The 22,101-nt window shown below is 72.1% G+C and carries 18 protein-coding genes and 1 pseudogene; 9 read left to right on the top strand and 10 right to left on the bottom strand.

What is annotated here, in order from left to right:
• The first annotated feature begins 154 nt into the window (after positions 1 to 154).
• Both H300_RS30415 and metG read left to right on the top strand, forming a co-directional pair.
• Complete coding sequence (locus H300_RS30415) at positions 155 to 1,354, top strand: VWA domain-containing protein (RefSeq protein WP_078516094.1); 1,200 nt, start codon at positions 155 to 157, stop codon at positions 1,352 to 1,354.
• A gap of 250 nt (positions 1,355 to 1,604) precedes the next feature.
• Positions 1,605 to 3,317 carry a methionine--tRNA ligase gene (metG, locus tag H300_RS0117535; RefSeq protein WP_028428478.1) on the top strand — a complete coding sequence of 571 codons (1,713 nt, stop codon included), beginning with the start codon at positions 1,605 to 1,607 and terminating at the stop codon, positions 3,315 to 3,317.
• Positions 3,318 to 3,338: 21 nt separating this feature from the next.
• On the opposite strand, the gene H300_RS0117530 is transcribed toward metG, so the two are convergent.
• Positions 3,339 to 4,097, bottom strand: coding sequence for a L,D-transpeptidase family protein (locus tag H300_RS0117530; RefSeq protein ID WP_051270144.1), 759 nt, complete (start codon positions 4,095 to 4,097; stop codon positions 3,339 to 3,341).
• A gap of 312 nt (positions 4,098 to 4,409) precedes the next feature.
• Positions 4,410 to 6,176, bottom strand: a complete 1,767-nt coding sequence (aspS, locus tag H300_RS0117525; protein WP_028428476.1) for an aspartate--tRNA ligase — start codon at positions 6,174 to 6,176, stop codon at positions 4,410 to 4,412.
• Between the two features lie 101 nt (positions 6,177 to 6,277).
• On the opposite strand from aspS, the gene H300_RS31540 reads away from it, so the two are divergent.
• Positions 6,278 to 6,433 carry a hypothetical protein gene (locus H300_RS31540; protein ID WP_158678380.1) on the top strand — a complete coding sequence of 52 codons (156 nt, stop codon included), beginning with the start codon at positions 6,278 to 6,280 and terminating at the stop codon, positions 6,431 to 6,433.
• A 192-nt stretch (positions 6,434 to 6,625) separates the two neighbouring features.
• On the opposite strand, the gene H300_RS0117515 is transcribed toward H300_RS31540, so the two are convergent.
• On the bottom strand, positions 6,626 to 7,600 hold the full coding sequence (locus H300_RS0117515) for a pirin family protein (protein WP_028428475.1): 975 nt from the start codon (positions 7,598 to 7,600) through the stop codon (positions 6,626 to 6,628).
• A 155-nt stretch (positions 7,601 to 7,755) separates the two neighbouring features.
• Entirely contained in the window at positions 7,756 to 8,256 is a 501-nt protein-coding gene (locus tag H300_RS0117510; RefSeq protein ID WP_028428474.1) for an SseB family protein, read from the bottom strand.
• 160 nt (positions 8,257 to 8,416) lie between these two features.
• Between H300_RS0117510 and H300_RS0117505 the strand changes: the two genes are divergently transcribed.
• The gene (locus H300_RS0117505) at positions 8,417 to 10,243 is read left to right on the top strand and encodes an acyl-CoA dehydrogenase (protein WP_028428473.1); all 1,827 of its coding nucleotides are present in this window, start codon (positions 8,417 to 8,419) and stop codon (positions 10,241 to 10,243) included.
• Positions 10,244 to 10,353: 110 nt separating this feature from the next.
• A complete protein-coding gene (locus tag H300_RS0117500; RefSeq protein WP_028428472.1) occupies positions 10,354 to 11,655 on the top strand; it encodes a M18 family aminopeptidase in 1,302 nt (433 codons plus the stop codon).
• Between the two features lie 250 nt (positions 11,656 to 11,905).
• On the opposite strand, the gene H300_RS0117495 is transcribed toward H300_RS0117500, so the two are convergent.
• The gene (locus H300_RS0117495) at positions 11,906 to 13,723 is read right to left on the bottom strand and encodes an NHL domain-containing thioredoxin family protein (protein WP_028428471.1); all 1,818 of its coding nucleotides are present in this window, start codon (positions 13,721 to 13,723) and stop codon (positions 11,906 to 11,908) included.
• A gap of 412 nt (positions 13,724 to 14,135) precedes the next feature.
• On the opposite strand from H300_RS0117495, the gene H300_RS0117490 reads away from it, so the two are divergent.
• From H300_RS0117490 to H300_RS0117480, 3 genes are read left to right on the top strand one after another with little or no spacing between them, the layout of a single operon-like run.
• On the top strand, positions 14,136 to 14,945 hold the full coding sequence (locus tag H300_RS0117490; protein ID WP_028428470.1) for an alpha/beta fold hydrolase: 810 nt from the start codon (positions 14,136 to 14,138) through the stop codon (positions 14,943 to 14,945).
• Positions 14,945 to 16,237, top strand: coding sequence for a SpoIIE family protein phosphatase (locus H300_RS0117485; protein ID WP_028428469.1), 1,293 nt, complete (start codon positions 14,945 to 14,947; stop codon positions 16,235 to 16,237). Before H300_RS0117490 ends, H300_RS0117485 begins: the two co-directional genes overlap by 1 nt.
• Complete coding sequence (locus tag H300_RS0117480; RefSeq protein ID WP_028428468.1) at positions 16,234 to 16,593, top strand: STAS domain-containing protein; 360 nt, start codon at positions 16,234 to 16,236, stop codon at positions 16,591 to 16,593. Before H300_RS0117485 ends, H300_RS0117480 begins: the two co-directional genes overlap by 4 nt.
• A gap of 304 nt (positions 16,594 to 16,897) precedes the next feature.
• On the opposite strand, the pseudogene H300_RS32525 reads toward H300_RS0117480, so the two are convergent.
• The 3 genes and pseudogenes from H300_RS32525 to H300_RS0117465 all read right to left on the bottom strand — a co-directional run.
• A pseudogene (locus H300_RS32525) lies at positions 16,898 to 17,260 on the bottom strand (DoxX family protein); the annotation flags it as partial.
• Between the two features lie 440 nt (positions 17,261 to 17,700).
• Positions 17,701 to 17,913 (bottom strand): hypothetical protein, encoded by a 213-nt coding sequence (locus tag H300_RS0117470; RefSeq protein ID WP_028428467.1) that lies wholly within the window; start codon positions 17,911 to 17,913, stop codon positions 17,701 to 17,703.
• Between the two features lie 143 nt (positions 17,914 to 18,056).
• Positions 18,057 to 18,848, bottom strand: a complete 792-nt coding sequence (locus H300_RS0117465) for a carbon-nitrogen family hydrolase (protein WP_028428466.1) — start codon at positions 18,846 to 18,848, stop codon at positions 18,057 to 18,059.
• Positions 18,849 to 19,005: 157 nt separating this feature from the next.
• Between H300_RS0117465 and H300_RS0117460 the strand changes: the two genes are divergently transcribed.
• Complete coding sequence (locus H300_RS0117460) at positions 19,006 to 19,836, top strand: maleylpyruvate isomerase family mycothiol-dependent enzyme (protein ID WP_028428465.1); 831 nt, start codon at positions 19,006 to 19,008, stop codon at positions 19,834 to 19,836.
• 89 nt (positions 19,837 to 19,925) lie between these two features.
• On the opposite strand, the gene H300_RS0117455 is transcribed toward H300_RS0117460, so the two are convergent.
• Together H300_RS0117455 and H300_RS27490 are read right to left on the bottom strand one after the other, a co-directional pair.
• Complete coding sequence (locus H300_RS0117455; RefSeq protein WP_028428464.1) at positions 19,926 to 21,221, bottom strand: MFS transporter; 1,296 nt, start codon at positions 21,219 to 21,221, stop codon at positions 19,926 to 19,928.
• On the bottom strand, positions 21,218 to 21,946 hold the full coding sequence (locus H300_RS27490) for a GntR family transcriptional regulator (RefSeq protein WP_078516093.1): 729 nt from the start codon (positions 21,944 to 21,946) through the stop codon (positions 21,218 to 21,220). The genes H300_RS0117455 and H300_RS27490 overlap by 4 nt, the downstream gene beginning before the upstream one ends.
• Positions 21,947 to 22,101 lie beyond the last annotated feature (155 nt).

Raw genomic sequence — 22,101 nt, 5'->3', positions numbered from 1 at the left:
GCTATGGGCTCGGTCCCACCGACGGACGTCCTCTCGGTGAACGCGATATGAAAGCAGGGAGCTGCCGCGGGGCGTCGTCGTACGCGGAACCGCGGCGGCAGGGCACTAGTCTTGCGTCTCCGCCACGCACCACCTTGAGTGAAAGGCCTCTCCCATGGGCATAAAGAGCTTCCTGAGGGACGTATTCGGGCGTCAGCGCACGGCCGGCAGCACGACATCGGCGGAGGAGGAGACAGCCCCGGTAGACAGCTCGCCGGCCCCGGACCCGGTGATCACCGCCGAACCCGCCGCCTCGCCGGGCGGTTCCATGGTGCCCGAGGCCCGCGAGGAGCCCGAGCCGGCCCGTTCGAGCCCACTGGCCGCTCCCGCACCGCCCGCCCCCGCACCGACACCCGTTCCGCGTCCGGCTCCCGCACGGGAGCCCGAGCCGGAACCCGAGCCGGAGCCGGAGCCGGAGCCCGCGCCCGCGGCTGCCCCCGCACCGTCGCCCGAGCCGGAACCCGCCCCCGAGCCCGTCGCGGCGCCCGAGCCCGCGGTCTCCCCGGAGCCGGCGCCCGCGCCGGCTCCGGGGGCCGCCACCGCCCCCGCGCCCGCCGAGCCGGCGGCGGCGGAGCCCGCGGCGGCCGGGAAGGGTTCCGCGGTCCCGCTGGAGAAGGTCGAGGCCACCGCGCCCGCCCTGGTCAGCCTCTACAAGGCGGCCGGCGTCTCGCTGGAGAAGCACGGGCTGGCCGGTCAGCGGGCCGCCGTCTACCTGGTGCTCGACCGCTCCGGGTCGATGCGCCGCTACTACAAGGACGGCACCGTCCAGCGGCTCGCCGACCAGGTGCTCGGGCTCTCCGCGCACCTCGACGACGACGGCACCGTGCCGGTGGTGTTCTTCTCCACCGAGATCGACGGCACCGCGGAGATCGACCTGGCCCACCACGCCGGGCGGATCGGCGAACTGCACGACGGCCTCGGCCACATGGGGCGCACCAACTACCACCGGGCGATCTCCACGGTGATCGAGCACTACGAGGCGTCCGGGGCGAACGAGCCGGCCCTGGTGGTCTTCCAGACCGACGGTGCCCCCTCCAGCAAGGCGGAGGCCGAACGCGCACTGTGCGAGGCCGCGGACAAGCCGCTTTTCTGGCAGTTCATCGGCTTCGGCGACCCCAAGTCGGCCGGGCTGAACTTCCTGCGCAAGTTGGACAGCGGGCTGCCGGTCCCGGAGCGCCGCAGGGTCGACAACGCGGGCTTCCACCACGCGGGGCTGGAACCGAGCAGCGTCTCGGACGCCGACCTCTACGAGGCGCTCACCGCGGAGTTCCCGCAGTGGCTCGCCACGGCCCGCGAAGCCGGCATCGTGCGCTGACCCCCGCGCGCAGGCCGGTGCATCGCCGGTTCCGAGGCCGCCGGAGGACGCCGTCGCGCGTCCCCGGCGGCCTCCGGCGGTTCTCCGGCTCTCCGGCGGCGCCACACGGCCCCGGGAACCCCGGGCCGCCGATCCGCTCGGCGAAATCGGCTCGCGGGCGGCCTCTCCCGCTCGGATACGATATGCGGTGGCTCTGAGCCAGCTGTCAGAGCCAACAGTCACTCACGGTAACGACTTGGGAGCAGCCGCAATGGCTCGACACCTCATCACCAGCGCCCTCCCCTACATCAACGGGATCAAGCACCTGGGCAACATGGTGGGGTCCATGCTCCCGGCCGACGTGTACGCGCGCTACCTGCGGCAGCGCGGCCACGAGGTGCTCTACATCTGCGCGACCGACGAGCACGGCACCCCGGCCGAGCTGGCCGCCAAGGAGGCCGGCCTGCCGGTCGCCGAGTTCTGCGCGCAGCAGCACGGGGCCCAGAAGGAGATCTACGACGGCTTCTCACTGGCCTTCGACTACTTCGGCCGCAGCTCCTCACCGCAGAACACCGAGATCACCCAGCGCATCGCGCGCAGCCTCCAGGCCAACGGCTTCATCGAGCAGCGCGCCGTCCGCCAGGTGTACTCCCTGGCCGACGAGCGGTTCCTGCCGGACCGCTACATCGTCGGCACCTGTCCGCACTGCGCCTACGACAAGGCCCGCGGCGACCAGTGCGAGAACTGCACCCGGGTGCTCGATCCGACCGACCTGGTCGATGCCCGTTCGGCCATCAGCGGCAGCAGCGAACTGGAGGTGCGCGAGACCAGGCACCTCTTCCTGCTCCAGTCGAAGCTGGCCGACGAGGTGGAGGCCTGGATCGACGAGGTGGGCGAGGAGTGGCCCACCCTGGCCTCCTCGATCGCCCGCAAGTGGCTGACCGAGGGCCTCCAGGACCGCTCCATCACCCGCGACCTGGACTGGGGCGTTCCGGTGCCCGCCGACACCTGGCCCGCGCTCGCGGCCGAGGGCAAGGTGTTCTACGTCTGGTTCGACGCCCCCATCGAGTACATCGGCGCCACCAAGGAGTGGGCCGACCTGGCGCCCGGCGAGCGCGACTGGGAGTCCTGGTGGTACGACGCCCGCGACGTGCAGTACACCGAGTTCATGGCCAAGGACAACGTCCCCTTCCACACCGTGATGTTCCCGGCCACCCAGCTCGGCACCCGGGAGCCGTGGAAGCGCGTCGACTACGTCAAGGCCTTCAACTGGCTGAACTACTACGGCGGCAAGTTCTCCACCTCGCAGAAGCGCGGCATCTTCACCGACACGGCGCTGGAACTGCTGCCGGCCGACTACTGGCGCTACTTCCTGATGGCGCACGCTCCGGAGTCCGACGACACCAGCTTCACCTGGGAGCTGTTCTCCGCCTCGGTGAACAAGGACCTGGCCGACACCCTGGGCAACTTCGTCAACCGGGTGCTCTCCTTCTCCCGCAAGCGCTTCGGCGACACCGTGCCGGAGGGTGGCGCGGCCGGGGAGGCCGAGCAGCGGCTCGGCACCGAGGTCGGGCGGCTGGTCACCGAGTACCAGGAGCAGTTGGACGCCCTCCAGTTCCGTAAGGCCGTCCAGGCGCTGCGCGCGCTGTGGAGCGCCGGCAACGCCTACCTGGAGGAGAAGGCCCCCTGGCTGGAGATCAAGACCGACCGGGAGGCCGCCGCACTCACCCTGCGCACGGCGATGAACCTGATCCACCTGTACGCGGTGCTCTCGGAGCCCTTCGTCCCCGGCGCCGCCCGCACCATGCGGTCCGCGTTCGCACTCGCCGGCGACACCGCGCCGTGGGTGACCGCCGAGCAGGCGCGGGCGCTGGCCACCGTCCCGGCCGGCACCGCGTTCACCGTCCCGCCGGTGCTGTTCGCGAAGATCACCGAGGACGACCTGGACTCCTACCGCGCCCGGTTCGGCGGCTCCGAGGCCTGACCGCCGGCGGCCGCGCGGCCCTCAGCGCGCGAGGGACTCGCGGTCGCCCATCACGATGACGGGGTCGCGCTCCGGGTCGAGAGTGCGGACCACCTCACGCATCACCGGTGCGGCGAGGCTGACACAGCCCTGCGTCGGGCCGTCGTGGTCCACGTGCAGCCAGATGCCGCCGCCCCTGTCGGCGCCCTCAGGGCGCGTCCAGTCCAGCGGAGTGACACCCGGGGTCCGGTTGTAGTCGATGGCGACGACGTAGTCGAAGGACCCGGCCAGCGGGTCGCCCTCGAAGCCGGTGCCGTCGATGGTGAAGGCGTCCGAGCGGTCGTAGGGCAGTCGGCTGCCCGGGTCGGGCAGCAGACCGCCGGCGTCGGAGAGGGCGAACACCCCGATCGGGGTCCGCAGGTCACCGGCCCGGTGGTCGTGCGTCCACCCCCGGTGGCCGTTGTGCGCGGGCCACTCCTCGCCGGCCCGCCAGCCCTCGTCGGTGCGTTCGTGCAGCACCACCGTCGACTCGGCGGAGTCCCTGCCCTCCCCGGTGGCGATGAGAACCTGCCGCGAGTCCTCCGGCACCTCGGCGGCCGTCTCGGGCCCCAGGCCGGGCAGCTCGGCGGGCAGCGCCGGACGGTTCGCCTGCACCGTCGGCGGCTTCCGGTCCGCGGGCTGCTCCGGCCCCCCGCGGGCTCCGGCGTCCGCCGAACCACCGGAGCAGCCGACGAGCGCCAGGACCGAGAGGGCGGCGAGCGCGGCGGGAACGGCTCCGGCCGGCACCGGGTGAACGGGCATGGGGGCGCCCCTTTCAGTGGGGGACGGACGGGGACCGGCGGCGCGTGCGGTGGGGCGGGACTGCCGGCCCGAGGGACGCGGTCCCGCGCGGGGCGGGAGTCCCCCAGGGGCCGTACCCGCTCGGCGGGGCCCCCACTCGGTTCCCGCCGGGCGGGAGAGTCGCGGCGGCGGCCGTCCGGTCCGCGGGCAGACGCTCCCGAGGGGCCGTCCGCCCCCGCGCTCACCCGCGCCGGCCGACCGGGGTCCGGTCGGCCGGCGCGGCCGTTCGCGGGGGCGGACGTCTGCGGGCGCGGACGTCGGCGGGTGGTCGGGTCACTTGCCCTGCGGGGGCTTGCGGAGCGAGAGGTGCAGCTCCTTCAGCCGCGACTCGTCGACCTCGCTGGGCGCGCCCATGAGCAGGTCCTGGGCGTTGCCGTTCAGCGGGAAGGCGATGGTCTCGCGGATGTTCGGCTCGTCCGCGAGCAGCATCACGATGCGGTCGACGCCCGGGGCGATCCCGCCGTGCGGCGGGGCGCCGAAGCTGAAGGCGCGGAGCATGCCGCCGAACTCCCGCTCGACCTCGTCCTTGCTGTAGCCCGCGATCTCGAAGGCCTCGTACATGACCTCCGGCTCGTGGTTCCGGATGGCGCCGGAGGAGAGCTCGACGCCGTTGCAGACGATGTCGTACTGCCAGGCGAGGACGTCCAGCGGGTCCTGGGTGCGGAGTGCCTCCAGGCCGCCCTGGGGCATGGAGAACGGGTTGTGCGAGAACTCGATCTTTCCGGTGTCCTCGTCCTTCTCGTACATCGGGAAGTCGACGATCCAGCAGAAGCGGAACACGCCCTCCTCGAAGTGCCCGGTCCGCTTGGCCGCCTCCACCCGGACGGCGCCCATGATGCGGGACACCTCGTCGAACTCGCCCGCACCGAAGAGGATCGCGGTGCCCGGCTCGGCCTTGAGCGCGTCGAGCAGCGAGGAGACGTCGTCCTGGTCGAGGAACTTGGCGATCGGGCCGGTGAGCGCGCGGTCCTCGCCGACCCGCACCCAGGCGAGGCCCTTGGCTCCGTGGGTGGCGGCGAACTCGCCCATCTGGTCGAAGAACTTGCGCGGCTGGTCGGCGGTGTCCGGGACGGCGAGCGCGCGGACGTGCTTGCCGGCGAACGCCTTGAACCCGGAGCCCTCGAACACCTGCGACACGTCGACGAGTTCGAGCTTGGCCCGGAGGTCGGGCTTGTCCGAGCCGTACTTCAGCATGGCCTCCCGGAAGGGGATTCGCAGGAAGGGCGAGGTGACCTCGCGGCCGCCTCCGAACTCCTGGAAGACCTCCGTCATCACCTTCTCGATGACGCGGAAGACGTCCTCCTGCTCGACGAAGCTCATCTCGACGTCGAGCTGGTAGAACTCGCCCGGCGAGCGGTCGGCGCGGGCGTCCTCGTCCCGGAAGCACGGCGCGATCTGGAAGTAGCGGTCGAAGCCGGCGATCATCAGCAACTGCTTGAACTGCTGCGGCGCCTGCGGGAGTGCGTAGAAGCGGCCCGCATGCAGCCGGGACGGGACCAGGAAGTCGCGGGCGCCCTCCGGCGAGGTGGCGGACAGGATCGGGGTGGCCATCTCGTTGAAGCCCAGCGCCGTCATCTTCTGGCGCAGCGCGGAGATCACCGAGGTGCGCAGCAGGATGTTGCGGTGCATCCGCTCCCGGCGCAGGTCCAGGAAGCGGTACTCCAGCCGCTTCTCCTCGTTCACGCCGTCCTCGGCGTTGATGGTGAAGGGGATCTGCCCGGCGGCGCCCAGCACCTCGACCTCGCCGACCTCCACCTCGATCTCCCCGGTGGGCAGCTCGGGGTTGACGTTCTCGGCACCGCGGGCGGCGACCCGGCCGTCCACCCGGACGACGGTCTCCTTGGTGAGGTGGCTCAACGCCTCGTTGGCCGGGGTACCGGGCCGGGCCACGAGCTGAACGAGGCCGTGGTGGTCGCGCAGGTCGATGAAGAGGATGCCGCCCAGGTCACGACGATTGTGCAGCCAGCCACTCAGCCGGACGCCGGTGTCGACGTCCGGCGCTCGCAGTTCGCCGCAGTGGTGGGACCGGTACCGATGCATCGTTCATCCAAGTCGTCAGGCTGTGGTGAGGCGGCTCAAAGACTACCGTCCTGGCCCGCCCTGCCGGGCGGGAGCCGATCATTCTTCCCAAAGTGGGGCGTATGCGCACCGAGGATGTTCTGGCCGCCACCGGGACCGGCATCTGGCGGTGGGACGAAGGCCGCGCCGAGTTCACCCTGGACGCCGTGGCGGCGGAGTCCTCGGGGTGCCCGCGGAACCGGCGACCGCGGATGAGGGGGCCGTCCGGTCCCGGCTGAACGCGGTGGACTGGGTCGAGCTGGACCTGCCGGCCGGGACCTGGGGCGTGGACCCGCGCGGCGAGGGCAAGTCCATCTGGTTCGAGATCTGGAGGACGCGCCCCCGCCGGTATGGGGCTGAACCCGCCGCAGCCGCCGGCCGGGCGGGTTCCTGCCCCGGCGGGCCACGGGTGCGGCGCCCGGACCTGCTCCCTACAGCCCGCCCTCGGACATCCCGTGGACGGCCGGGACCGTGCCCAGCCGGCCCTTCTGGAAGTCCTCGAAAGCCTGCTGGAGTTCGGCCTGGGTGTTCATGACGAACGGGCCGTAGTGCGCCATCGGCTCACGTATCGGCCGCCCGCCCAGCAGGACGACCTCCAGGTCCGGCGTGTGCGCGTCCTGATTCTCGTCCGCGCGGACGGTCAGCGAACCGCCGGCCCCGAAGACCGCCGTCTGCCCCAGGTGGATCGGGCGCTGCTCGGCTCCCACCGATCCGCGCCCGGCCATCACGTAGGCGAGGCCGTTGAAGTCCTCCCGCCAGGGCAGGGTCACCTCGGCGCCCGGCGCGAGGGTCGCGTGGACCATCGTGATCGGCGTGTGCGTGACGCCGGGGCCCTCGTGGCCGTCCAGCGCGCCGGCGATGACCCGCAGCAGCGCGCCGCCGTCGGGGGAGGTGAGGAGCTGGACGCTGCCGCTGCGGATGTCCTGGTACCGGGGGGCCATCATCTTGTCCCCGGCCGGGAGGTTCACCCAGAGCTGGAGGCCGTGGAAGAGACCGCCGGACACGACCAGCTGCTCCGGCGGCGCCTCGATGTGCAGCAGGCCCGAGCCCGCCGTCATCCACTGGGTGTCGCCGTTGGTGATGGTGCCGCCGCCGCCCTGGCTGTCCTGGTGGTCGAAGATCCCGTCGATGATGTAGGTGACCGTCTCGAAGCCGCGGTGCGGGTGCCAGGGGGTTCCCTTGGGCTCGCCGGGCGCGTACTCCACCTCGCCCATCTGGTCCATCATGATGAACGGGTCGAGGTTGCGGTGGTTGATCCCCGCGAAGGCGCGGCGGACGGGGAAGCCCTCGCCCTCGAAGCCGCTGAGCGCGGTGCTGACGGCACGCACCGGACGCGGGAGCGTCTCACCGGCGGGTGCGGTGACGCGGGGCAGGGTGAGCGGGTTCTCCACGGTGATCGCGGGCATCGGGCGCCTCCTCGGCTGATCCAACCAATCTAGTTGAACTGTCAACCTTCACCGAGGCGCACGTGTTCCCGGAACACCCCCCGGACGCGCCGCCCACCCCCGAAGGCCCGGCAGCCCGGACCCGCTCACGACCGGGAAGCCGTGCGCCGCTCGCCTCAGCCGTACATCCGGCGCATCGCGAAGTCGGTCAGCTCCTCGACCGCCTTCGCGTCGAAGACGACCCGGTGGTCGCCCTCCATGTCCAGGACGAAGCCGTAGCCGAAGGGCAGCAGGTCCAGCACCTCGCCGCCGGTGATGACGAAGTACCGGGACTCCTTGCCCGCGTAGGCCCGCAACTCCTTGAGCGTGGTGAACATCGGGATCACCGGCTGCTGCGTGTTGTGCAGCGCCAGGAAACCGGGGGTGTCACCGCGCGGGCAGTAGACCTTGGCGTTGTGGAAGACGCCCTGGAAGTCCTCCGGTGACATCGCGCCGGTGGTGAAGGCCCGGACCGCCTCGGACAGCGAGGGGGGCGAGGGCTCCGGGTAGAGCGGCTGCTGCTGCGGCTGCTGCCCGTAACCGGGCGGGGGCTGCTGCGCGTGGTGGCCGGCGTACGGGCCCTGGGCCTGCTGGTAGCCCTGGTGTCCCGCGGACGCGGTCTGGTCGTAGCCGTACATGCGCCCAAGGTTACGCCGACGGGACGACGAGTCGGTCACACTCACGCACGGTGGGGGTTGCTTCTTATTACCGGTGGGTAGCATGATGGGGAGAACGTACTGGTACGCATCGGAGGAGTCCATCCCACGGCCCTCCCCGTCGTTTACGGAGCCTGTCGCCATGGGGCACTACAAGTCGAATCTCCGCGACATCGAGTTCAACCTGTTCGAGGTGCTCGGTCGCGACGCGGTGTACGGCAAGGGGCCGTTCGCAGAGATGGACGTCGATACCGCCAGGAGCGTGCTCTCCGAGATCGCCCGGCTGTCCGAGACCGAGCTGGCCGCCTCCTTCGAGGACGCCGACCGCAACCCGCCCGTCTTCGACCCGAAGACCAACACCGCGCCGGTCCCGGCGTCCTTCCGCAAGAGCTACCAGGCCTACATGGACGCCGAGTGGTGGCGGCTGGGCATCCCCGAGGCGCTCGGCGGTACCGCCGCCCCGCGCTCGCTGCTGTGGGGCTTCGCCGAGACCATCCTGGGCGCCAACCCGGCCGTGTGGATGTACGCCTCCGGCCCGGCCTTCGCCGGCGTGCTGCACGAGGAGGGCACCGAGGAGCAGCACCGCGTCGCGCAGCTCATGGTCGACAGGCAGTGGGGCTCGACGATGGTCCTCACCGAGCCGGACGCCGGCTCGGACGTCGGCGCCGGCCGCACGAAGGCGGCGCGGCAGGAGGACGGAAGCTGGCACATCGAGGGCGTGAAGCGGTTCATCACCTCGGGTGAGCACGACATGTCCGAGAACATCGTGCACTTCGTCCTCGCCCGCCCCGAGGGCCACGGCCCGGGCACCAAGGGCCTGTCGCTCTTCATCGTGCCGAAGTACGACTTCGACTGGGAGACCGGCGAGCTGGGCGAGCGCAACGGCGCCTACGCCACCAACGTCGAGCACAAGATGGGCCTCAAGGCCTCCAACACCTGTGAGATGACCTTCGGCGACCGCCACCCGGCCAAGGGCTGGCTGCTCGGCGAGAAGCACGACGGCATCCGCCAGATGTTCAAGATCATCGAGTTCGCCCGGATGATGGTCGGCACGAAGGCCATCGCCACGCTCTCCACCGGCTACCTGAACGCGCTGGAGTACGCCAAGGAGCGGGTGCAGGGGGCCGACCTGGCGCAGTTCACCGACAAGACCGCGCCGCGCGTCACCGTCACGCACCACCCGGACGTCCGCCGCGCGCTCATGACGCAGAAGGCGTACGTCGAGGGCATGCGCGCCCTCGTCCTCTACACCGCCTCGGTGCAGGACGAGATCCTCATGAAGGAGGACGCCGGAGAGGACGCCTCGGCCGCCGTCCGCCTGAACGACCTGCTGCTGCCGATCGTGAAGGGCTACGGCTCGGAGAAGTCCTACGAGCAGCTCGCGCAGTCGCTCCAGACCTTCGGCGGCTCGGGATACCTCCAGGAGTACCCGATCGAGCAGTACATCCGGGACGCCAAGATCGACACCCTCTACGAGGGCACCACAGCGATCCAGGGTCAGGACTACTTCTTCCGGAAGGTCGTCCGCGACCAGGGCCAGGCGCTGACCTCGCTCTCCGAGGAGATGAAGAAGTTCCTCGTCGAGGCGCCCGGCGGCGAGGACCTCGCACCGGCCCGCGAGCAGCTCTCGCAGGCCACCGCGGACCTGGAGGCGATCGTCGGCACGATGCTGACCGACCTCGCCGCCACCGAGAAGGACGTCAACTCGATCTACAAGGTCGGGCTGAACAGCACCCGGTTCCTGATGGCCTCGGGCGACGTCGTCATCGGCTACCTGCTGCTGCGTGGTGCGGCCGTCGCCGCCGGGAAGCTGGCCGACGCGCCGGCCAAGGACGTGCCCTTCTACCAGGGCAAGATCGCAGCGGCGAAGTTCTTCGCCGCGAACGTGCTGCCCGGGGTCTCCACCGAACGGCGCGCGGCCGAGGCCATCGACCTCTCCGTGATGGAGCTGGACGAAGCCGGGTTCTGATCCCGGGGCCCGTGCCGCGGCACGGACACGGCGCGACGGCGGAGGTCCCGCCCCCGGTCGGGGGAGGCGGGACCTCCGCCGTCGCGTGCGGCGTTCGTATATTGGACGCCATGCAGCACACACCCGCGCGGTTCGACCGCGGACACAGCGACGACCTCGTGGCCTTCCTCACCGCCTCGCCCACCCCGTACCACGCGGTGGAGTCCGCGGCCGGGCGGCTGGACAAGGCCGGCTTCCGCGAGCTGGCCGAGACCGACCCCTGGGACGGAACGGCCGGCGGCCGGTACGTCCGGCGCGGCGGCGCACTCCTCGCCTGGTACGTCCCGGAGAACGCCACCCCGGCGACGCCGTTCCGCATCGTCGGCGCGCACACCGACTCTCCCAACCTCCGAGTGAAGCCCTCCCCGGACACCGGGGCGCACGGCTGGCGGCAGCTCGCCGTGGAGGTCTACGGCGGCACCCTGCTCAACACCTGGCTCGACCGCGACCTCGGGCTGGCCGGCCGGCTCGTCCTGAAGGACGGCACCACCCGCCTGGTCAACGTGGACCGCCCGCTGCTGCGGGTGCCGCAGCTCGCCATCCACCTGGACCGCCAGGTCAACGACGGGCTCAAGCTCGACCGCCAGCGGCACATGACCCCGCTGTGGGGCCTGGGCACCCCGCGTGAGGGCGAGCTGATCGAGTTCCTGGCCGAGGAGGCGGGCCTGGCACCGGCCGAGGTCACCGGCTGGGACCTGATGGTGCACAGCGTCGAGCCGCCCGCCTACCTGGGCAGGGAGCGAGAGCTGCTGGCCGGGCCCCGGATGGACAACCTGCTCTCGGTCCACGCCGGCACGGTCGCCCTGGCCGACGCCGCCGGGGCGGCCAGCGAGGGCGGGCTCCCGTACATCCCCGTACTCGCCGCCTTCGACCACGAGGAGAACGGCAGCCAGTCCGACACCGGCGCGGACGGCCCGCTGCTCGGCAACGTGCTGGAACGGACCGTCTTCGCCCGCGGCGGCGGCCCGGAGGAGCGGGCCCGCGCGTACGCCGGCTCGGTGTGCCTCTCCTCCGACACCGGACACGCCGTCCACCCCAACTACGGCGAGCGGCACGACCCGACGCACCACCCGATGCCGAACGGCGGCCCGATCCTCAAGGTCAACGTCAACCAGCGCTACGCCACGGACGGCACGGGCCGGGCGCTGTTCGCCGCCGCCTGTGAACGGGCCGAGGTGCCGTGGCAGAGCTTCGTCTCGAACAACGCCATGCCCTGCGGCACCACGATCGGGCCGATCACCGCGGCACGGCACGGCATCGCCACGGTGGACGTCGGGGTCGCGATCCTCTCCATGCACTCGGCCAGGGAACTGGCCGGCGCTGCGGACCCGGGCTTGCTCACCTCGGCCCTGGCCGCCTTCCTCCAGGGTTGACGTTCCGTCTCCGGAACCCTTCGCGCCTCCCCGAGGGCCCGGCCTCCGTGACACCGCGGGGACGGACTGTCACACAGCCGGGAAACGCCCATGACACTGTGGTGAAGATCGGACAACAGGCTTGTCTTTGCGGGGGGCACGGGGGGAGAGGGGCGGATCGGTGCACACCGGTCCGCCCCTCTGCACGCCGCCTGCGGCGACGCGCGGCGGCGTCTGCCGCTCGCGCGGACGTCCGCCGGTCCGGGCCCGTTCAGGCGCGTTCGTCCACGCCCGCCAGGACCAGCGGGAGCCGGTGCGCGCCGTCCTCGGTGAGGACGAGCGGCACACCCCAGTCCTGCTGGTGCATGTGACAGGCCGGGTACGGATTCGCCGGGTCGTCGTCACAGGAGGCCGCCATCGCCGACACGTGCAGCACCCCCTCCCGCACGCTGCCGTCCAGCACCAGCCGCCGGCCCAGCTCGGTGCCCTGACCGCTGCCCTCGACGAGCAGCTCCGGTGGTGTCGCGCTCACCTGGAGCCGGGTGGACGGCCCGTACCGGGTGTCCAGCTTCTGCCCGCGCGGCGCCTGGAAGACGACGTCCAGCTCCAACTCACCCGGCGCGACCTCGGTGGCCGAGCGCTGGGTGCGGTGCGCCACCGACTCCACCCGCACGGCCTCCTCGGGCAGACGCAGCCGGGTCAGCCGGTGCCCGGCCGACTCGACCACCACCACGACTCCCGGGTCGGACGCGTCGAGGACCGCGTCCGAGGGCTCCCGCAGCCCGGTGGCGAGCGTGCTGACCTCCCCGGTCGCCGGATCGAACCGGCGCAGCGCGTGGTTGTAGGTGTCGCTGACGGCGACCGAGCCGTCCGGCAGCGCCGTCACCCCGAGGGGGTGCTGGAGCAGCGCCTGCCCGGCAGGACCGTCCCGGAGCCCGAAGTCGAACAGGCCGGTACCGACGGCGGTGTGCACCGCGAGGTCGCGGTCCAGCCAGCGCACGGCGGAGGTCTCCGAGTCGGCCACCCAGAGCCGGTCCTCCGTCGCCGCCAGGCCGGACGGCTGGGCGAACCACGCCTCGGCCGCCGGGCCGTCGGCCAGTCCCTCGTTGGTCGTCCCCGCCCCGGCACCGACCCGCCCGTCTGCCGGGTCGTACGTCCACAGCTGGTGGACGCCCGCCATCGCGATCCACAGCCGGTCCGCGAACCACGCCAGGTCCCAGGGCGAGGACAGCGACACCTCGCGGGCGGGCCCCGCGGTGGGCGAGCCCTGCCACCACTGCGTCCCGGTACCGGCCAGGGTGGACACCTCGCCGCCGACCGGGTCGAAGCGGCGCAGCAGGTGGTTGACGGTGTCCGCCACCGCGACGCTGCCGTCCGGCAGCAGGGCGAGCCCCTGCGGCTCGCTGAACTGCGCCCGACCGGCCGGCCCGTCCGCCGCCCCGCGCTGCCCGGTGCCGATCCGGCGCAGCGGGCTCTCGCCGTCGGTGTCCAGCTCGACCAGGGTGTGCCGGGTGGTGTCGGAGACCAGGAAGGTGCCGCCGGGCAGTTGCAGGGCCTTGCCCGGGAACCGCAGCTCGCCGGCCACCGGCTCCGGCGGGACGTACGGGCTGTCCCCGCGCCGCAGGGTGCCCTTGGCGGCGTGCTCCTCCTCCAGCTCGGCCACCAGGGCAGCGAGGGCGTGCGCGTGGCCCTCACCGGCGTGCTGGGCCACCACGTAACCCTCCGGGTCGACGACGACGAGGGTGGGCCAGGCGCGTACGGCGTACTGCTTCCAGGTGGTCAGTTCGGGGTCGTCCAGCACCGGGTGGTGCACCTCGTACCGTTCGACCGCGTCCCGCACCGCCTGCGGTTCGGCCTCGTGCACGAACTTCGGCGAGTGCACCCCGACGATCACCGTGGTGTCCCGGTGCTTCTCCTCCAACTCCCGCATCTCGTCCAGGACGTGCAGGCAGTTGATGCAGCAGGAGGTCCAGAAGTCGATCACGAGGATGCGGCCCCGGAGGTCCGCGAGGGACAGCTCCTTGCCGCCGGTGTTGATCCAGGAGCGTCCTCGCAGCTCAGGGGCGCGGACGCGGGCTCGCTTGCTCATCCCTCCAGGGTGCCACTGCCGCGCCGGGAACGGCCGTCGGCCCGGCGCGGACGCCGGCGCGTGTGCGCGCCTCCGATGCTCCGATGCCCCGAGCCCCAAGCCCCCGACAGCCACGGAATTGCTGCGGTGCCCCCGCCCGCTGCGTGAGGGTAGAGCCACCCGGCCGTACAGCCATCGGCAGCGGACGTCACGCCCGTACCCCACGACCTTGCCGTAGCGAGCGGACTCGTGGCGTCCTGACTCCCGCGCGGGGCTGAAGACCTGATTCCTCACACCGAAGGCTGGGTGACTCGCAACGAAGGCGGGTGGCCGCTGTTCCCCGGCGAAGGTCGAGTGACGCCGAGGTCCGGTGATCTGGAGAGGTCACTGTGGTGGGCGCGGATGGCGGACCCGGTCTGGGACGATGTGCCGCATGGACGTGCGGAGCAGGAACCACGTAAGGGTGAGCGGCCGGGATGGTGGGCCGGCGTTGGTGCTGGCGCACGGGTTCGGGTGCGACCAGAACATGTGGCGCCTGGTGGTACCGGAGCTGGAGCGCCACTTCACCGTGGTCCTCTTCGACCACGTCGGAGCGGGAAATTCGGACCTGTCGGCGTGGAGCCGGGAGCGGTACTCCACCCTGGACGGGTACGTCGACGACCTCTTGGAACTGTGCCGGGAGCTCGCACTGGGCCCGGTGACGTTCGTCGGGCACTCGGTGAGCGCCATGATGGGCGTGCTGGCCGCCACGCGAGAGCCCGGGGCATTCGCAGGTCTGGTGCTGCTGGCGCCGTCGCCCTGCTTCATCGACCACCCCGACGCCGGTTACCGAGGCGGGTTCAGTGCTGAGGACATCGACGAGCTGCTGGAGTCGCTCGATGCGAACTACCTGGGTTGGTCGGGTGCGATGGCCCCGGTCATCATGGGCAACCCGGCCCGGCCCGAGCTGGGTGAGGAGCTGACCAGCAGCTTCTGCCGTACCGATCCGGAGATCGCGCGGGTGTTCGCCCGGGTGACGTTCCTGTCCGACAACCGCGCCGACCTCGCCAGGGTGAGGGTGCCTACCCTGGTCGCCCAGTGCTCCAGCGACGCGATCGCCCCGCCCGAGGTGGGCGCCTTCGTGCAGGCACAGATACCGGGCAGCCGGCTGGTCACGCTGGATGCGACCGGGCACTGCCCGCAGCTCGCCGCTCCCGAGGAGACCGCCGCGACGATCGCCGCCTTCGCGGAGGCCACCCGGTGATGAGCAGGACGAACGACGAAGAACAGGGTGGAGCGAGAGGAGACGAGGGGCCGGTGAATGATCAGGCACAGTTCTCCGCGCTGCTTGAGGACAGTGCCGAGGATCTGTACGAGCACGCGCCGTGCGGCTACCTCTCCACCCAGCTCGACGGCCGGATCGCGAAAGTCAACACCACCCTGCTGGACTGGCTCGGCTACCAGCGCAAGGACCTGGTGGGCCGCAAGCACTTCTCCGATCTGCTCGCGGTCGGCGGCCGGCTCTACCACGAGACGCACTTCGCCCCGATGCTGCGGATGCAGGGAGAGATCAACGGCATCGCCCTGGAGCTGAAGGCCGCCGACGGCTCGCACCTCCCGGTCCTGGTCACCTCCACAGTCAAGGAGGGCCGCGATGGGCAGCCGCTGCTGATCCGCACCACGATCTTCGACGCCCGCGACCGCCGCGCCTACGAAACCGAGCTGCTGCGCGCCCGCAAGGCCGCCGACCGGGAACGCGACCGCCTCCAGACGCTGACATCCACCCTGCAGAAGACCCTGCTGCCGCCGGCCCTGGCGAACGTCCCCGGCCTGGACGTCTCCGCGTACTACCACGTCGCCTCCGTCGACGAGGTCGGTGGCGACTTCTACGACCTCTTCCCCCTCGCCGCCGGCAGCTGGGGAATGTTCCTCGGCGACGTCTGCGGCAAGGGCGCCGCCGCGGCAGCCGTCACTTCGCTGGCCCGCTACACCCTGCGCGCCGCAGCCGTCTACGACCCGGACCCGGTCGCCGTACTCGGCAACCTCAACACCGTCCTCAACCACGAATACAACGGCAGCGACCCCCGCTTCTGCACCGTCATCTTCGGCCTGCTCACCCCCGACCGTCTCCACGGCGGCTTCCAGATCACCCTGGCCAGCGGCGGCCATCCCCCGGCCCTGCTGATGCGCGACGACGGCACCGCCGACTTTCTTCCCACCCCCGGCGGACAGCTCATCGGCGTCCTGCCAGACGCCCACATCTCCACCGCCACAGTGCACCTTGCCCCCGGTGACACCCTCCTGTTGCACACCGACGGCCTCACCGAAGCCCACACCAACGCCGCCGTCGGCGACGGCGGCGGCGACGACGACGACGACGAACGCTACGGCGACGACGCCTTCCTCGACTTCGGCCGCGCGTTGGCCCCCGCCACCGCCACGGGCACCATCAGCGCGGTCCGCGGCCTGCTCGACGCCTTCGGCACTGGTGTCGACGACGACACCGCCGTCCTGGCCATCCACGTGCCCCAGCCCCCCAGTGACGAGCAGCAGTGACCAAGCACCTGACCCTCAACACCCGCACCACTCCGGCCGGGCGGGTCATCGAGCTCGAAGGAGAACTCGACCACCACACCGCACCCGAGATCCGCGGCGTACTGCGGGCTCTCCACCTGAACCCTGGCCAGCAGCTCGTGCTCGACCTCGGCGCCCTCACCTTCTGCGACTCCACCGGCATCACCGTGCTCATCGCCGCACACAACCGCGCCCTCGCCGCCGAGGCGAGCCTTGCGCTGGCCTCAGTCCCTGACCGCGTCAGCCGGATATTCCGCATCGTCGGCCTGGACCGAGTCCTCCCCACCTACCGCACCGCCCAGGACGCCGAAACCGCCTGGCACACCCCAGCTACCTGAGGGCGCCACCCGCCCCGTGGCTCCGGCCACCTCCCTCCGCAGCACTCGAACTTCGTCGAGAACGCTCACAGTTCGCTGCGACAGATCATGACCGGTCGCGGACACCGCGCCGGACACCGCAGCCGTGTGGCCGGGCCCGACTCGGCGGGACGTGGCCGGGGCCACTCCTGGCAGACGTTGCTGCCGCGCCCCCGCCTCCCCCGGCGTGGGCGCGGCTGCCTGGGCTGGGAGACGGGGGCGGGGGCGGACGCGGGGCGCTCAGGGGGGCGAGGACACCGCCTTCCACCGCGCCGGGGGTGCGGGTACGGTCGCGTTCGCGGCTCCGGCCGGTCAGACCGTCGAGCGCCCATCGGCCGGGACCGAGGGCGGCGAGCAGCAGGAACGCCCAGCAGAACATGGCAGCGGCCTCGCCGCCGTTCTCCATCGGGAAGAGGCCGCCGGGCTGGTGCTTCACGAAGTAGGCGTAGGCCATCGAGCCGGAGCAGACGAGCGCGGCGATCCGGGTGAACAGGCCCGTCGTCACCAGGACACCGCCCGCGAGTTGGATGGCGGCCGCCCACCAGCCCGGTCACTGGCCGAGGGCAGGCGGCTGACCGCCGTGCGGTCCGCCGAGCACCCCGAAGAGGGAGGCGGCGCCGTGGCAGGCGAAGAGCAGGCCGACGACCATCCGGAACAGGCCGAGCACGTGCTCGCGCAGGTCGTCGAGGCGGTTCACGAGCGCCTCCCCGCGGGGCGGGTGGCGCGTAGGGCCGCGGGCAGGGCAGGCGTCTGTCGCATGGGAGGGCTCCTGAAGTGGGGGGAGAGCGGCACGGCATGCGAGTGCCGGTGCAGGTCCGGACCTTTGGTCTAGACCGCTTGAAACGGTAGCGACCTACCGGCGCTACACCCAGAGCCCCGGGCGCGGATCGGGGCATCCCCGCACCGCACGGTGGCCCTGACGGGCGCCTCCGCCCCCGAGGCCGCTCGACCCCGGAGATCCCCCGCACGGAGGGCCGGGCGGCACGGGTCGGCCACCACCCGTCGGGAGCCCGGGTCGGCGACCTCACCCACGCGCCCGCACTCCGCCCCCGCGCCCGTGCCCGGCGCCGGCCTCCGCGGGCGGCACGCTCAGCCGCGCGGTCCGGGGACGTTGGCGGCGACGGCGTCCCCGATCGAGGTGGAGCCCGTGTCGAGCTCCAGGATCTGTCGGCCGATGCGGGACTCGTGCAGCAGCGCGGCGAGCGTGGCGGCGACGTCGGCCCGGGCGATCTGCCCGTGGGACTCGGCCGGGCCCAGCGCGACGGCGCCGGTCCCGTGGCCGTCGACAACGAACACACCCATCCGCGCACTCCCTGCCGTTTCCGCACGTCGAGGGGCGCCCGTACACCGCTGCGTGCCGGACGCACCCGTTTGCCGCTGTGCAACCGCCCGGCCCCCGGCGGCATTCCGCGCCGGGCCGTCCCGGGGGCGCGGTCCGCGTGGCGCTATCCGCCGAGGCCGGGGACGCGGTCCTTGAGGGCGGGGAACTCCGAGCGGACGGCGGCGAGTCGGCCGAGGTCGAGGTCGGCCCTGATGACCTGCTCGGTCGCGTCCGCCGCCTCGGCCAGCGGTTCGCCCCACGGGTCGATGACGGCGCTGCGGCCGGCCTGCGGCACGCCCGCGTGGCTTCCTGCGGTGCCGCAGGCCAGGACGTACGTCAGGTTCTCCACCGCGCGGGCCCTGGCCAACAGGCTCCAGTGCGCGGCCCGCTTGTCCGGCCAACCGGCGGGCACGACGAGCACCTGGGCGCCCGCATCGGTCAGCGCCCGGAAGAGCTCGGGGAAGCGCAGGTCGTAGCACGTGGCCAGGCCCAGGGTCGCCCCCGCGGCCTCGACCGTGACCGGTTCGCGTCCGGCGGACATCAGGGTCGCCTCGCCGCGGTCGAAGCCGAAGCGGTGGATCTTCCGGTAGCGGGCGGTGAGTTCGCCGTCGGGTGAGTAGACCAGCGAGGTGTTGTACAACTCCCCACTCCCGGCGCGCTCCACGACCGACCCGGCATGCAGCCAGACACCGGCGTCCCTCGCGGCGCGGCTCATCGCCACCGCGGTCGGGCCGTCCTCGGTGCTCTCCGCCTCGGCGTCGAACCGCTCGAAGGCGAACGCGCCGGTGGGCCACAGCTCGGGAAGGACGACGAGGTCGGACGCCGCCTGGTCGCGCACCAGCGCGGCGGCGCGTTCACGACGGGCGGTGACCGATTCGTCCTGGTCCACACCGATCTGGATCAACGAAGCGAGCACCGTACCACCGTCCGTGGGTCCGAGGGGGTTAAACCCTCCCCGTCAAAGCGTCCTACGATCGTCACTCAAAAGCACTGCCAGGGTGCCTGTCCGCAGACTAACTTGATAGCACCCACACCGCGAACAACCGATCCGCACCGCTGCCACGAGGGGTCCCGTGACCGAGCATCCACGCCTTCAGCCCTATGTTGACGCCTGGACCCACTCCGTCGAAGCAATATCCGAGCTGGTGACACCGCTGGTCGAGGGCGAGTGGAACCGGCGCACCGAATGCCCCGCGTGGTCGGTGCGGGACGTGGTGTCGCACGTCATCGGCATCGAGTGCGAACTCCTCGGCGACCCGCGGCCGATCCACACCCTGCCCCGCGACCTGTACCACGTGACGGACGAGACGAGCCGCTACATGGAGGTGCAGGTCGACGTCCGCCGGCACCACACGGGCCCGGAGATGACCGGCGAACTGGAGTACACCCTCATCCGCCGGCAGCGGCAGCTCCGCAACGAGAAGCGCGCCCCGGACGCCGTGGTCCGCTCGGTGCTGCCCGGCCGCGACGAGGTCACGCTGGAGTGGCAGCTGCAGATGCGGGCCTTCGACGTGTGGGTGCACGAGCAGGACCTCCGCCGGGCGCTGGGCAAGCCCGGCAACCTCGACTCCCCGGGTGCCCTCGTCGCCCGGGACATGCTCCTGGCCGGGCTGCCGAAGGTGGTCGCCAAGGACGCCGGGGCGCCGCACAACTCGGCGGTGGTGCTGGACGTGAGCGGTCCGCTGGAGTTCATGCGGACGGTCCGGGTGGACGACAAGGGCCGCGGCTCGGTCAGCGGCAGCCCCTCGCTGGGGCCCCTGGCGACGTTCTCGATGGACTGGGAGACCTACGTACGGCTGGCCTGCGGACGGGTCCGGCCCGCCGCGGTGCGCGAGCGCATCAAGGTCGAGGGCGACCCGAAGATGGCCGACGCGGTCCTGGACCACTTCGCCGTCACCCCCTGACCGCCTCCGCGGCGCCGCCCGTGCCGGGTCCCGCCGCCCGTGGCACCCACCGGACCGCCACCCGGCACGGGCGGCGCCGCGGACCCGCCTCACACCGGGACGTGCACCGCCTCGACCCGGCTGGCGACGAGGCGCTCCCGCTCACGGCGGTCGGCACGCCTACGCAGCCGCAGGATCTGGCTCACGCCGAGCGCCTGGAGCACGAAGACGCCGGCGAACGCGATGCGGAAGTTGTCGCCGGTGAGGTCCAGCAGCACCCCGACGGCGAACAGGGTCGTCATCGAGGCGGTGAAGCCGCCCATGTTGACGATGCCCGAGGCGGTGCCCTGCTGGTGCGGCGGGTTGGCGGGGCGGGCGAAGTCGAAGCCGACCATCGAGGCCGGGCCGCAGGCGCCCAGCACCATGCAGAGCGCCACCAGCAGCCAGCCGGGCGCCTGGCCCGGCCAGCCGAGCACGGTCGCCCAGGCCAGCGCGGTGGTGCCGATGGTGCCGAGCACGATCGGGGCCCGCGCCCGGTGGTGCCGGGCGATGATCTGGCCGTAGACGAACCCGATCGCCATGTTGGACAGCACCACCACGGTGAGCAGACTGCCGGCGCCGGCGGCGGTCATCCCCTGCGCCTGCACCAGGAACGGCAGCCCCCACAGCAGCAGGAAGACCATCGCGGGAAATTGCGTGGTGAAGTGCACCCACATCCCGAGCCGGGTGCCGGGCTCCCCCCAGGCCTCGGATATCTGCCGCCGGACGTAGCCCCCGCCGGTGTGCCGCACGGGCTGCGGGGCGAAGCCCTCGGGGTGGTCCTTCAGGAACAGCAGCACCAGGACCAGCACCACCGCGCCCCCGACGGCACTGCCGGCGAAGGTGGGCGTCCAGCCCAGGGAGTCGAGCAACCGGGCCAGCAGCAGGGTGGTGACGAGGCTGCCCGCCATCCCGATCAGCCCGGCGATCTGCCCGACGAGCGGCCCCCGCTTCGCCGGGAACCAGCGCGAGCCCAGGCGCAGCACGCTGATGAACGTCATGGCGTCGCCGCAGCCGAGCAGACCGCGGCTGGCGAGGGCCGTCGCGTAGCTCTCGGACAGGGCGAAGCCGAACTGGCCGACGGTGAAGAGCACGATGCCCAGGATCAGCACCCGCTTGGTGCCCCAGCGGTCCACGAGCAGTCCGACGGGGACCTGCATCCCGGCGTAGACGAGGAGTTGGAGGATCGAGAAGGTGGAAAGCGCCGAAGCGTTGATGCCGAAGCGGTCGGCCGCCTCGATACCGGCCACACCCAGACTGGTGCGGTAGGTGATCGCGACGAAGTAGACCGAGACGCCCAGGCTCCACATCAGCACCGCGGGCCTGCCGCCGGGCGGGTCGCCCGGCAGCCGTATCGCCGAGCTCATCGCACCTCGCCCCGCAGCAGGCCGTGCACGGAGCCGACGTGTCGGCTGACGGCGGCGACCGCGGCCCCGGTGTCGCCGCCCCTGACCGCCGCGAGGATCTCGGCGTGCTCGGTGATGTTCTTTGCGAGCCGCTCCGGGTGGGCGTGCATCAGGGCCACGCCCATCCGCAGTTGCCGGTCGCGGAGCTGGTCGTAGAGACGGATCAGGATCTCGTTGCCGGTGCTGCGCACCAGCGTCGCGTGGAAGCAGCGGTCGGTGGCCGCGACCTCGGCCAGGTTGCCCGCCTCCGCCTGCCGGCGCTGCTGCTCCAGCAACTCCGCCAGCCGGTCGATGAGCCCGGCGGGCACTGGTGACGCCTTGCGCACGGCGTGCAGTTCGACCAGCAGCCGGGTCTCCACGACGTCGCCGATCTCCTGCGCGGAGACGGGCAGCACCAGCGCGCCCTTCTTCGGGTAGAGCCGGATCAGCCCCTCCGCCTCCAGCCGGAGCAGCGCCTCCCGTACGGGGGTACGGGAGACGCCGACGGCCGCGGCCAGTTCTCCCTCGGTCAGCAGCTCACCGCCGGCGTAGCGGCGATCGAGGACGGCCTGCTTGACGTGCGCGTACACCCGCTCGGCGGCCGGGGGCTGCTTGACGGGCCTGGCCTGCGGTGCGCCCGGGCGCTGCCCGGGCGCACCGGGCCGGGCGGCGGGATCGTGGGCGGCGGGGGCGGGCGGCGAGGGCATGTGCACACCTTAGATACATCAGCGGCGCCGTCGGTAGCGGCTTCCGCGATCCGGACATCGGAGAGCCGCACGGGGCCGCTAGGCCGCCCGGTGGGCACCGCTGCGGACCGGGGGCGGCCGCGCGCGAAGCGGGCCCGGCACGCTCCCGAGGGAGC

Source organism: Streptomyces sp. TAA040 (genome assembly GCF_000424845.1).
This window is presented reverse-complemented; position numbering and strand designations above follow the sequence as displayed.